At 72.8% G+C, this 13,437-nt stretch carries 7 protein-coding genes; all 7 read left to right on the top strand.

Features of this window, described 5'->3' with window-relative positions:
• Positions 1–92: 92 nt before the first annotated feature.
• Positions 93–2,498, top strand: coding sequence for a sodium-translocating pyrophosphatase (locus ACZ6CZ_RS29490; protein ID WP_469027202.1), 2,406 nt, complete (start codon positions 93–95; stop codon positions 2,496–2,498).
• A gap of 219 nt (positions 2,499–2,717) precedes the next feature.
• Positions 2,718–3,377, top strand: coding sequence for a small secreted protein (locus ACZ6CZ_RS29485; RefSeq protein ID WP_469027200.1), 660 nt, complete (start codon positions 2,718–2,720; stop codon positions 3,375–3,377).
• 118 nt (positions 3,378–3,495) lie between these two features.
• Positions 3,496–5,025: a DUF7059 domain-containing protein gene (locus ACZ6CZ_RS29480; RefSeq protein WP_469027198.1), complete on the top strand. Its 1,530-nt coding sequence runs from the start codon at positions 3,496–3,498 to the stop codon at positions 5,023–5,025.
• 268 nt (positions 5,026–5,293) lie between these two features.
• A complete protein-coding gene (locus ACZ6CZ_RS29475) occupies positions 5,294–5,491 on the top strand; it encodes a hypothetical protein (protein ID WP_469027195.1) in 198 nt (65 codons plus the stop codon).
• Positions 5,492–5,739: 248 nt separating this feature from the next.
• Positions 5,740–8,583 carry a type I DNA topoisomerase gene (gene topA / locus ACZ6CZ_RS29470; protein ID WP_469027193.1) on the top strand — a complete coding sequence of 948 codons (2,844 nt, stop codon included), beginning with the start codon at positions 5,740–5,742 and terminating at the stop codon, positions 8,581–8,583.
• A gap of 130 nt (positions 8,584–8,713) precedes the next feature.
• Complete coding sequence (tmk, locus tag ACZ6CZ_RS29465; RefSeq protein ID WP_469027191.1) at positions 8,714–12,076, top strand: dTMP kinase; 3,363 nt, start codon at positions 8,714–8,716, stop codon at positions 12,074–12,076.
• 141 nt (positions 12,077–12,217) lie between these two features.
• Positions 12,218–13,423, top strand: coding sequence for a DNA polymerase III subunit delta' (locus tag ACZ6CZ_RS29460; protein WP_469027188.1), 1,206 nt, complete (start codon positions 12,218–12,220; stop codon positions 13,421–13,423).
• Positions 13,424–13,437: the final 14 nt, after the last annotated feature.

The following is a 13,437-nucleotide window of genomic DNA, read 5'->3' as shown; positions in this document are numbered from 1 at the left end:
CTGATTCCGTTTACCGCGCTCTGTTTTGATCAGGGCCAGGTACCTAGAATCCGTCCACATCTTGAGCTCAGCCCAAGCGTCAAGGAGGACGAATGGCGGGGCTTTCTACCCCTCATCAGTTGGGTCAACCCACGACCTTCGCAGCCGCGGTCCTGACCGACGACAACCGGATCCTGGTGGCGGTGATCGCGGTGGTAGCACTGGCCGCGCTCGTGGTCGCCGGAATCCTGGTGCGTCAGGTGCTCGCGGCGGGCGAAGGCACCGACAGCATGAAGAAGATCGCGGGGGCGGTCCAGGAAGGCGCCAATGCCTATCTGGCCCGGCAACTGCGCACGCTCGGCGTTTTCGCGGTCGTCGTCTTCTTCCTGCTCATGCTGCTGCCCGCGGACGACTGGAATCAGCGCGCCGGACGTTCGGTGTTCTTCCTGATCGGAGCGGGTTTCTCGGCGGCCACCGGCTATATCGGCATGTGGCTCGCCGTCCGCAGCAATGTCCGGGTCGCCGCGGCGGCCCGGGAAGCGACTCCGGCGGAAGGTGAACCGCAAAAGGATCTCACCACCGTCTCGCACACCGCGATGAAGATCGCATTTCGCACGGGCGGCGTCGTCGGCATGTTCACGGTGGGCCTCGGCCTGCTGGGCGCCTCCTGCGTGGTGCTGGTGTACGCGGCCGACGCGCCGAAGGTGCTCGAAGGGTTCGGTCTCGGAGCCGCCCTCATCGCCATGTTCATGCGTGTAGGCGGTGGCATCTTCACCAAGGCCGCCGACGTCGGCGCCGACCTGGTCGGCAAGGTCGAGCAGGGCATTCCGGAGGACGATCCGCGCAATGCCGCGACCATCGCCGACAACGTGGGCGACAACGTCGGCGACTGTGCCGGCATGGCGGCCGACCTGTTCGAGTCCTACGCGGTGACCCTGGTCGCCGCGCTGATCCTCGGCAAGGCGGCGTTCGGCGACTCCGGGCTCGCCTTCCCGCTGCTGGTGCCGGCCATCGGTGTGCTCACCGCCATGATCGGCATCTTCGCGGTCGCCCCGCGCCACTCGGACCGCAGTGGCATGAGCGCGATCAACCGCGGGTTCTTCATCTCCGCCGTGATCTCCCTCGTGCTGGTGGCCGTCGCCGTCTTCGTCTACCTCCCCTCGTCGTACGCCGACCTGAACGGTGTCACCGACGCGGCGATCAGGACCAAGGACGGCGATCCGCGGATCCTCGCGCTGATCGCGGTCGCGATCGGCATCCTGCTGGCGGCCGTGATCCAGCAGCTGACCGGCTACTTCACGGAGACCAACCGCCGTCCCGTCCGGGACATCGGCAAGACCTCCCTCACCGGGCCGGCCACCGTCATCCTGTCCGGTATCTCGCTGGGCCTGGAATCGGCCGTCTACACGGCGCTGCTGATCGGGCTGGGCGTGTACGGGGCGTTCCTGCTCGGCGGCACGTCGATCATGCTGGCCCTGTTCGCGGTCGCGCTGGCCGGCACCGGCCTGCTCACCACGGTCGGTGTCATCGTCGCCATGGACACCTTCGGCCCGGTCTCCGACAACGCGCAGGGCATCGCCGAGATGTCCGGTGACGTCCAGGGCGCGGGCGCGCAGGTGCTCACCAACCTGGACGCGGTCGGCAACACCACCAAGGCCATCACCAAGGGCATCGCCATCGCCACCGCAGTCCTTGCGGCATCGGCGCTGTTCGGGTCGTACCGGGACGCGATCACCACGAACGTGCACGACGTGGGCGCGAAACTGAGCGGGCCGGGAGCGCCGCTGACCCTGTCGATGGACATCTCGCAGCCCAACAACCTGGTCGGGTTGATCGCGGGCGCGGCGGTCGTCTTCCTCTTCTCGGGGCTGGCGATCAACGCGGTGTCGCGGTCGGCGGGCGCGGTGGTGTTCGAGGTGCGCCGGCAGTTCCGGGAGAAGCCCGGGATCATGGACTACACCGAGACGCCGGAGTACGGCAAGGTCGTCGACATCTGTACCAAGGACGCCCTGCGGGAGCTGGCCACACCGGGTCTGCTCGCCGTGATGGCGCCCATCTTCATCGGCTTCACGCTCGGCGTCGGCGCCCTCGGCTCGTATCTCGCGGGCGCGATCGGGGCGGGCACGCTGATGGCCGTGTTCCTGGCCAACTCCGGAGGCGCCTGGGACAACGCCAAGAAGCTGGTGGAGGACGGTCACCACGGCGGCAAGGGCAGCGAGGCCCACGCGGCCACGGTGATCGGCGACACGGTCGGTGACCCCTTCAAGGACACCGCCGGACCGGCGATCAACCCGCTGCTGAAGGTGATGAACCTGGTGTCGCTGCTCATCGCGCCCGCGGTGATCAAGTTCTCCTACGGCAGCGACAAGAGCCTCGGCGTGCGGATCGTGATCGCGGTCCTGTCGCTGGCGGTGATCGTGGGCGCGGTGTACGTCTCGAAGCGGCGCGGCATCACCGTGGGGGACGACGACGCGGCCGAGCGGGTGAGCAACTCGGCGGACCCCGCGGTGGTTTCGTAGGCCCATCTCGGCAGGGCCGTGTCCGCCTTTCCCGGCGGCCGGCGCAAAGGGCGGGCGGGCGGCGCGTGTTGACGCGCCGCCCGCCCGTTCGTGCGGGCGCGCACCACTACACCGTGAGCCTTCTCTCCCACCGGGCAAACAGTCCTAAAAGCCCACTTAATGGGTGGCCGGGATGAGGGTGCCGGGCCGGTCCCGTGTAGGGTCCGGGGGCCGAGAGCCATGGAAGGGACCGATCCGGTGAACAAGAAGCTCGCGGCCGCACTGTCCGGCGGTGCGGTACTGGTAGTGGCGCTGTCCGGGTGCAGCGGCGGCGACGGTGGTACCGACCCGAAGCTGGACGCCTGGGCCAAGAAGGTGTGCGACGCCGTGCCCGCGCAGGACGCGAAGATCAAGGCGGCCAACGCGGCGATCGCGAAGACCGCCTCGGACACCACCAGCACCCCCGAGGCCATCCAGAAGACCGACTCCCAGGCCTTCCAGGACATGTCCGACGGCTACAAGGCGCTCGCGGCGGCCATCAGCAACGCCGGCGCGCCGCCCAGCATCGACGACGGTGCCAAGCGGCAGAAGGACGCCGTCAGCAACCTCGACGGCCTGGCCACGTCGTACGCCGACCTGAAGAAGAAGGTCGACGCGCTCGACACCAAGGACCAGGGGAAGTTCGCGACCGGTCTGCACGAGGTCGCCTCCCAGATGGCGGAGCTGGAGAAGCAGAACAAGAGCGGCACCGTCGCCCTCCGCAACCTGGAGCAGGGCGACGTCAAGGAAGCCATCGCCAAGCAGGCGAGCTGCAAGAAGGTGGCCGCCCCCGCGTCCGGCGCCGCATCGTCTTCCCCGTCCGCCTCCGACTCCGCGTCCGCCTCGGCGAAGGCGAGCTGAGACCGGCCGAGCGCCCGGCTGAGCCCGGCCGAGCGCTCGGCTGAGCCCGGCCGAGCGTCCGGCTCGGACCGGCCGGCCCTCCCGCTCGGACCGGCCGAGCGGCGCGGCGCGGGCCACAATGGGGGGCGTGACTGACTCAGGCCTCGCCCCCCTGCCCGCCTCCGACCGCACCGACGTCGCGGCCCTGCTGCGCGACGCCCTGCTCGCCGCGTCCTTCACGGCCGACGGACTGCTCGACCTGCTCGGCGCCCCCGCCTACGCGGCGCTGGCCCGCAGTGAGACCGTGCCCGCCCTCAGGGCGACCCGCGGAGACACACCGCTGGAGCTGCTCGTACGGCTGTTCCTGCTCCAGCAGCCCGTGCCGCACGCGCGCGTGGCGGACGTGCTGCCCGTCGGGGAGTGCCTGGAGGGCGGGTGGCTGCGGCGCGCGGGAGCCGACGAGGTCGCCGCGGTCGTGGACGTACGGCCCTACGGGGGGCCCGACGGCGAGGACTGGTTCATCGTGTCGGACCTGGGCTGCGCGGTCGGCGGCGCGGGCGGCATCGGAAGCCGTGAGGAGGGCGTCGTCCTCGGTGTCGGCGGTGCCTCGACGACCCTCGCGGGCATCACCGTCCGTACGCCCGTCGCCGCCGCCCTCGACCTGGGCACCGGCTCCGGCATCCAGGCGCTGCACGCCGCGCAGCACGCCACCCGGGTGACCGCCACCGACGTCAACCCGCGCGCGCTGCACATCACCGCGCTCACCCTCGCCCTCTCCGGCGCCCCGGCGGCCGAGCTGCGCGAGGGCTCGCTGTTCGAGCCGGTCCGGGACGACGAGACGTACGACCTGATCGTCTCCAACCCGCCCTTCGTGATCTCGCCGGGCGCCCGGCTGACGTACCGGGACGGCGGGATGGGCGGGGACGATCTGTGCCGCTCGCTCGTTCAGCAGGCGGGGGAACGGCTCAACGAGGGCGGGTACGCGCAGTTCCTCGCCAACTGGCAGCACGTCGCGGGGGAGGACTGGCAGGACAGGATCAGGTCGTGGGTGCCGCGCGGGTGCGATGCCTGGATCGTGCAGCGCGAGGTGCAGGACGTCACGCAGTACGCCGAGCTGTGGCTGAGGGACGCCGGTGACCACCGGGACGATCCGGCGCAGTACCAGGCGCGGTACGACGCCTGGCTCGATGAGTTCGAGGCACGCAAGGTCAAGGCCGTGGGCTTCGGCTGGATCACCCTGCGCAGGACCGGTGCGGCCGTGCCCTCCGTCACCGTGGAGGAGTGGCCGCACCCGGTGGAACAGCCGCTCGGCGACACGGTGCTCGCGCACTTCGCCCGCCTCGACTACCTCCGCGCCCACGACGACGCGGCCCTGCTCGAAGGCCACTTCAAGCTCGCCGCGGAGGTGGTCCAGGAGCAGGTCGGGCTGCCCGGCGCCGAGGACCCGGAGCACGTGGTGCTGCGCCAGCACCGCGGGATGCGCCGGGCCACCAAGGTGGACACGGTCGGTGCCGGGTTCGCCGGCGTGTGCGACGGCTCGCTGAGCGCCGGCCGCATCCTCGACGCCATCGCCCAGCTGGTCGGCGAGGACCCGGTGCTGCTTCGCGACCGCACCCCGGCGCAGATCCGGCTCCTGGTGGAGCAGGGCTTCCTGGAGCCCGCGGTCTGATACCGAGCCGCGGCGGTGGCCGCGGTGGAGGCCACGGCGAAGGCCACGGAAGACGGTCACGGAGGACGGGCGCGGACCTCAGACGCGCCGGTCGGTGGAAAACGGCCGGAATTCCACTGCCGGGCGGCAGGGTCGGGACGGCCGGGCCCTCGGCCGCCGGACATCGCGTCGACCCCGTGTTCACCGCGATGTCGCCCGCCCGTCGCCCGGGCCTGCCAGTGTCCGGCGCTGGGCGGGCGCGGACGGCGGGGAAGGGGCGCGGGGAGCCATGGAGAGCGGGCCGGCGGTTTTCACAGGGCTGGTGTTCGCCCTGTTCGGAGGCGCACTATTGGTGTGGACCGGCAGCCGGGTCCGCCGCCGTCAGCCGGTCGCCCACCATGTGAACCAGGTCGCATCGGCGGCCGTCGCCGGCGCCGCCGCGATCATGGCGCTCGGCGTCGGTGTCTACTGCTTGACCCGCCTCTGACGTCGGCGGGCGGACCGCCGGAGGGCCGGGTGAAGCGGTCTCCGCCGGACAGGGCCGGGCGGGCCACCGGGCACTCCGGGCGGCAGGAACGGCTGGAGTCGGGTTACCGTTCGAGTGGCCGTTGCGGGCTTTCCCCGTTTGACACGGGGGCGGGATGTACCGTCACACTCCGCAGCGTCAGCACGACCCGACCCCGGGAACCAAGGCCTGGGGAGCCCCCCAGCAGCCGACCGGAGAGAAGAGCGAAGTTGTCCCCGACCAGCGAGACCGCACAGGGCGGCCGCCGACTCGTCATCGTCGAGTCGCCTGCCAAGGCGAAGACGATCAAGGGCTATCTCGGCCCCGGCTACGTAGTCGAAGCGAGCGTCGGGCACATCCGCGACCTCCCCAACGGCGCCGCGGAGGTGCCCGAGAAGTACACCGGTGAGGTCCGCCGCCTCGGTGTGGACGTCGACCATGACTTCCAGCCGATCTATGTGGTCAATGCTGACAAGAAGGCCCAGGTCAAGAAGCTCAAGGACCTGCTGAAGGACTCCGACGAACTCTTCCTCGCCACCGATGAGGACCGCGAGGGCGAGGCCATCGCGTGGCACCTGCTGGAAGTCCTGAAGCCCAAGGTGCCGGTCAAGCGGATGGTCTTCCACGAGATCACCAAGGACGCGATCCGCGCCGCCGTGGCCAACCCGCGCGATCTCAACCAGCGCATGGTCGACGCCCAGGAGACCCGCCGCATCCTCGACCGCCTCTACGGCTACGAGGTCTCGCCGGTCCTGTGGAAGAAGGTCATGCCGCGCCTGTCGGCCGGCCGTGTGCAGTCCGTCGCCACCCGGCTCGTGGTGGAGCGGGAGCGCGAGCGCATCGCCTTCCGCAGCGCTGAGTACTGGGACCTGACGGGCACCTTCGCGACCGGCCGCGCGGGAGACGTGTCGGACCCGTCGTCGCTGGTGGCCCGCCTGCAGACCGTCGACGGCAGGCGAGTCGCGCAGGGCCGTGACTTCGACTCCGTGGGACAGCTCAAGAGCGACAGCACCCTGCACCTCGACGAGGCGAACGCCCGTGCCCTCGCCGCCGCCCTGGAGAACACCCGCTTCTCCGTGCGGTCCGTCGAGTCCAAGCCGTACCGCCGCTCGCCGTACGCGCCGTTCCGTACGACGACGCTCCAGCAGGAGGCCAGCCGCAAGCTGGGCTTCGGCGCCAAGGCGACGATGCAGATCGCGCAGAAGCTGTACGAGAACGGCTACATCACGTACATGCGTACGGACTCCACGACGCTGAGCGACACCGCGATCACCGCGGCCCGCGCCCAGGTCACGCAGCTGTACGGCGCCGACTACCTGCCGCCCCAGCCGCGCACCTACGCCGGCAAGGTGAAGAACGCGCAGGAGGCGCACGAGGCGATCCGGCCCTCGGGCGATCGTTTCCGCACCCCTGCGGAGACCGGCCTGAGCGGCGACCAGTTCCGGCTGTACGAGCTGATCTGGAAGCGGACCGTCGCCTCCCAGATGAAGGACGCGACCGGCAACTCCGTCACCGTCAAGATCGGTGGCACCGCCGCCGACGGACGGGACGTCGAGTTCAGCGCGTCCGGCAAGACGATCACCTTCCACGGCTTCCTCAAGGCCTATGTCGAGGGCGCCGACGACCCGAACGCCGAGCTGGACGACCGCGAGCGCCGGCTGCCGCAGGTCGCCGAGGGCGACGCGCTCTCGGCCGAGCAGATCACGGTCGACGGGCACGCCACCAAGCCCCCGGCCCGCTATACCGAGGCCTCGCTGGTCAAGGAGCTGGAGGAGCGGGAGATCGGCCGCCCGTCGACGTACGCGTCGATCATCGGCACGATCCTCGACCGCGGCTACGTGTTCAAGAAGGGCACGGCCCTGGTGCCGTCCTTCCTGTCCTTCGCCGTGGTCAACCTGCTGGAGAAGCACTTCGGGCGGCTCGTCGACTACGACTTCACCGCCCGGATGGAGGACGACCTCGACCGGATCGCCCGCGGTGAGGCGCAGGCCGTGCCGTGGCTGAAGCGCTTCTACTTCGGCGAGGGCAACGCCGAGGGCGCCGCGGTCGACGCCGGCAACGGCGACGGCGACCACCTCGGCGGCCTCAAGGAACTGGTGACCGACCTGGGCGCGATCGACGCCCGCGAGGTCTCCTCGTTCCCCGTGGGCAACGACATCGTGCTGCGCGTCGGCCGCTTCGGCCCGTACGTCGAGCGCGGCGAGAAGGGCACCGAGGAGTACCAGTCCCACGACGTCCCGGAGGACCTGGCGCCGGACGAGCTGACCGTCGATCTCGCCGAGGAACTGCTCGCCAAGCCGAGCGGCGACTACGAGCTGGGCACCGACCCGGCGACCGGCCACCCGATCGTCGCCAAGGACGGCCGCTACGGCCCGTACGTCACGGAGGTGCTCCCCGAGGGCACCCCGAAGACCGGCAAGAACGCCGTCAAGCCGCGCACCGCGTCGCTGTTCAAGTCGATGTCGCTGGACACGGTGACCCTCGAGGACGCCCTGAAGCTGATGTCGCTGCCGCGGGTCGTCGGCGTCGACGCCGACGGCGTGGAGATCACCGCGCAGAACGGCCGCTACGGGCCCTACCTGAAGAAGGGCACGGACTCGCGGTCCCTGCAGGCCGAGGAGCAGCTCTTCACGATCACGCTGGAAGAGGCGCAGGCGATCTACGCCCAGCCCAAGCAGCGTGGCCGGGCCGCGGCCAAGCCGCCGCTGAAGGAGCTGGGCGACGACCCGGTCAGCGGCAAGCCGGTCGTGGTGAAGGACGGCCGCTTCGGCCCGTACGTCACCGACGGGGAGACCAACGCCACCCTCCGGGCCGACGACAGCGTCGAGGCGATCACCCCGGAGCGCGGCTTCGAGCTGCTCGCCGAGAAGCGCGCCAAGGGGCCCGCCAAGAAGACGGCGAAGAAGGTCACCGCCAAGAAGGCCGCCCCGGCGAAGAAGACCGCGGCCAAGAAAACGGCCGCGAAGAAGACGACGACGGCCGCCAAGAAGACCACCACCAAGAAGACGGCCGCCAAGACCGTCGCCAAGAAGGCGCCCGCCGCCCGGACGGCGTCCTCCGGCGCGGACGACTGAGGCACCGGCGCCCGCCCCTTCCCCGAAGAGGCTTCGCGAAACGAACGCCCCGGCATCACTTTGGTGTCGGGGCGGGCGCACGTTCGGACGGGCCCGCCGGGCTGTCGGCGGCTGCCGATAGGCTGGCCGCATGACGCGAGCCGAGCAGCCAACGGCCCCCACCACAGCACCGGACGACGCCCTGGTCGCGGACTCCCGCGAGCGCGCCGTCCGCGCCCTGCTGCGCCGACCGGAGTTGAGGCGCCTGTGGAGCGCGCAGCTCGTGAGCGGGGTCGCCGACGCCCTCACGTTGCTGGTCCTGGTCGTCCTCGCCCTCCAGGCGGCACTCGCCGAGGGCTCCTTCGGCGGCGGTTACCGCGGCGCGGCGTTCGCAGTGGCGACCGTCTTCGCGGCGCGCATCCTGGCGACGCTGCTCTTCGGCGCCGTCCTCCTCGGACCGCTCACCGCCCTCACCTCCAAGGACGGCCCGCTCGACCGCCGCTGGACCATGGTCGGCGCCGACGGTCTGCGCGCCGCGCTGCTCATCGTCGCGCCCCTGTGGATCGACTGGACGCCGGACAACGCGCTGGTCATCCTGCTGGTCACCGCCTTCGTCGCCGGTGTCGCCGAGCGCCTGTGGACGGTGTGCCGGGAGAGCGCGGCCCCGGCCCTGCTGCCCGAACCGCCGCCCGAGGGCGCCACCGTACGGCCGCTGCCCGACCACATGGACGCCCTGCGCCGGCTGTCGCTGCGCACCACGTTCGCGGCGATCCCCCTCGCCGCCGCCGTCCTCGTCGTCGCGGCCCTGCTCAACAACCTGCTGGGCGCCGGGATCGACTGGTTCGGCCAGCACCAGGCGGCCCTCGGGTCGTACGTCGCGGCCGGCCTGTTCGCCGCGTCCCTGTCCGTGCTGGTCTTCCTGGAGCTGCCCGGCATCCGCACCCCGCGCCCGCGCTCCCCGCTGGAGGGCCTGCGCCGCCCCCGCACGGGCACCGGCGTCGACAAGGGCCGCACGGGTGCCGTGCCGCTGCTCGTGCCGGCCTGTGCCGCCGTGGCCGGGGCGGTCGCCGCGGCCGTCGCGGTGTGCGTGCTGCACGCCAAGGACCTCGGCGGCGGCCCGGTGCTGTACGGCCTGCTGGTCCTCGCCCTCACCGGTGGCGTGGTCGTGGGCATCCGTACGGCGCCCTCGGTGCTGCCGTCCCTCTCGCGCCGCCGGCTGCTGGCCCTGGCCATCGCCTTCACGGGCGTCGCCCTGCTGGCCGCCGGACTCGTCCCGGACGTCACCACGGTGCTGCTGATCCTCGTGCTGGCCGGGATCGGCGCGGGCGTCGCCGCCAACACCGGGCACACCCTGCTCGACCTGGAGACCGAGGACTACCGCCGGGCGCGTACCACCGAGCACCTGCACGCGGTGGTCCGCGTCGTCGTCGCGCTCGGCGCGCTGATCGCCCCCCTCGTGGCGGCGCTGATCGGCCCGCACCGCCTGGAGAACGGCAAGTTCGTGTTCGCGCACGGCGGCGCCGCCTTCACCCTGATGCTGGTCGGCGCGCTGCTGCTGCCGGTGGCCGCGCTGGTGCTGGCCAAGGTCGACGACCGCGCCGGCGTACCGCTGCGGCACGACCTGCGGGACGCGCTGCTCGGCGGCGACGACCCGGCGCAGGCGCTCACCGGCAACGGCTTCTTCATCGCCCTGGAGGGCGGCGACGGCGCCGGCAAGTCCACCCAGGCCGAGGCCCTCGCGGAGTGGATCCGCGCCAAGGGCCACGAGGTCGTGCTCACCCGGGAGCCCGGCGCCACCCCGGTGGGCAAGCGGCTGCGCTCCATCCTGCTGGACGTGTCCTCGGCGGGGCTGTCGCACCGCGCGGAGGCGCTGCTGTACGCGGCCGACCGGGCCGAGCACGTCGACACGGTCGTCCGCCCGGCGCTGGAGCGCGGTGCCGTCGTCATCTCCGACCGGTACATCGACTCGTCGGTGGCCTACCAGGGGGCGGGCCGCGACCTGTCCCCGACCGAGATCGCGCGCATCAACCGCTGGGCGACGAACGGACTCGTACCGCACCTGACCGTCCTGCTCGACGTCTCCCCCGAGGCCGCCCGGGAGCGGTTCACGGAGGCGCCCGACCGGCTGGAGTCGGAGCCCGCCGAGTTCCACGCGCGCGTGCGGGCCGGTTTCCTCACGCTCGCCGCGTCCGACCCCGGCCGCTACCTGGTCGTGGACGCCGCCCAGGAGCCCGAGGCCGTCACCACCGTGATCCGCCACCGGCTCGACACCGTGCTGCCGCTCTCCGAGGCCGAGATCAAGGCGCGGGAAGAGGCACGGAGGAAGGCCGAGGAGGAGGCCCGCCGCCGGGCCGAGGAAGAGGCCGCCCGCAAGGCCGAGGAGGAGCGCCTGGAGCGCGAGCGCCAGGAGCAGCTCGCCAAGCTGCGCGCCGAGGAGGAGGAGCGCAAGCGCCGCGAGCTGGAGGAGGCGCAGCGGCGCGAGGCCGAGCGGCAGGCGGAGGAGGCCCGGCTGCGCGCCGAGGAGGCCCGCAGGCGTGCCGACGAGGAGCGGGCGCGGCTCCTCGCGGAGGAGAAGGCCCGGGCCGAGGAGGAGGCCCGCCGCAGGGCCGAGGAGGGGCGCCGCCGCCTGCAGGCCGAGGAGGAGGCCCGGCTGCACGCCGAGGCCGAGGCGCGGCGCCTGGAGAAGCAGCGCAAGGCCGAGGAGGCGTTGCTGCGCGCGGAGGAGGCCCGCCGGCAGGCGGCCCTGGCGGCCTCCGCGGCGGACTCGGCGGCCCAGCAGCCGACGGCGCCCCGTCGGGTCCCGCGGCGTCCTGCGGGTGGGGGCGCGGATGCGGGTGCGGCTCCGGAGGCGACCACCGCGCCGACGCCGGAGACGACCAGCGTGCCGACGCCGGCGGTGTCGCCGGGCACGGACGACACGACGGTGCTGCGACCGGTGCGCGAGACCTGGGACGGCGACGGCACCGATGCCGGGCACTTCCCCGGGGAAGCCGTGTCCTGGGGCCGCCGCGGGACGGGCCCGGACGCCGGACCGGCTGCCGGGGCGCGCCCCGAGTCCGCGTCCGAGGTCACGGCCAAGCTGCCGCAGCCGCCGCTCACGGCCGGTGCGGCCGACGAGACGGCGGTGCTGCCGCCGGTGACCCCGGGGGCGGCGGAGGAGACGGCCGTCCTGCCGCCCGTCACCGCGGGCGCCGCCGACGAGACGGCCGTCCTGCCTCCCGTGCGGGACGAGGACCCGGCGGGCCGGGTGCCGCCCGGGTTCTTCCGGGACGAGCGCGAGCGCCCCGCCGCGGGCCCCGACGGCTCCGAGGGCGGTACGCGCGAGCTGCCCCAGGTCGACGCCGACGGCACGGCCCGCCGCCGGCCGCGGTCGGACTGGGCGGAGGAGACACCGCTGGACGACCTGCCGACGCTGGCGGACGAACTGCTGGGGTCGTACGACGAGGAGGGCCGCGGCCGACCGGACGACGACCCGAACCCGGGCCGCGGCCGGGGACGCGGGCGCCGGGGCTGAACGGCCGCGGCGGACCCGGCCGCGGCGACCCGGAGCCACCGGTGGCGGGCGCCGCCGGACCGGGCGCCGTCGGCCGTTGTCGGTGGGCACCCGCACAATGGATTCCGTGACGCGCAAGGCGACGGAAGGGCGGCGTGACCCATGACCGTGTGGGACGACCTCGTCGGGCAGGAGAAGGTGAGCGAGCTGCTCACCGGCGCTGCCCGGGACGCCGACGCCCTCGTCACCGCCGACGCGGCGGACGCGCCGGTGCCGGAGGCGTCCCGGATGACGCACGCGTGGCTGTTCACCGGCCCGCCCGGAGCGGGCCGGAACCGGACGGCGCGGTCCTTCGCCGCCGCCCTGCAGTGCGTCAGCCCCGACCGCGCCCTCGGCGGCGTCCCCGGCTGCGGCTTCTGCGACGGCTGCCACACCGCGCTGATCGGCACCCATGCCGACGTCACCACGGTCGCCGCGGTCGGCGCGGAGATCCTGGTGAAGGACATGCGGGACACGGTCCGCAAGTCGTACACCTCGCCGGCGACCGGCCGCTGGCAGATCATCCTGGTCGAGGACGCCGAGCGGCTGAACGAGAAGTCGGCCAACGCCGTCCTCAAGGCCGTCGAGGAGCCCGCCCCGCGCACGGTCTGGCTGCTGTGCGCCCCCTCGATCGAGGACGTGCTGCCCACCATCCGCTCCCGCTGCCGGCACCTGAACCTGCGCACCCCCTCGGTGGACGCCGTCGCCGACATGCTCGTACGCCGTGAGGGCGTCGAACCCGCCGTCGCCGCCGCGGCGGCGCGCGCCACGCAGGGCCACGTCGACCGCGCCCGCCGCCTCGCCACCGACCCGGCGGCCCGCGACCGCCGGGCGGCGGTCCTGAAGCTCCCGCTGCGCCTGGACGAGGTCGGCGCCTGCCTCCGCGCCGCGCAGGAACTCGTCGACGCGGCCGCCGAGGACGCCAAGCAGCTCGCGGAGGAGACGGACGGCAAGGAGACCGAGGAGCTGAAGGCGGCGCTGGGCGCGGCCCAGGGCGGACGGATGCCGCGCGGCACGGCGGGCGTGATGAAGGATCTCGAGGACATGCAGAAGCGCCGCAGAACCCGCACGCAGCGCGACAGCCTGGACGTCGCCCTGGGCGACCTCACCGCCTTCTACCGCGACGTCCTGGCCCTCCAGCTCGGCTCCCGGGTGGCGATCGCCACCACCGATGCGGAGGACGCGTTGCAGCGGATCGCCCGCGGCAGCTCCCCCGAGTCCACCCTGCGGCGTATAGAGGCGATCTCCGCCTGCCGCGAGGCCCTCGACCGCAACGTGGCGCCGCTGCTGGCGGTGGAGGCCATGACGATGGCACTGCGCGCGGGATGACTGCGCCGCATGAC

The organism is Streptomyces sp. NPDC041135 (genome assembly GCF_055592085.1).
The sequence above is the reverse complement of the archived record's forward strand: the minus strand, read 5'-3'. Positions and strand labels throughout refer to the sequence as shown.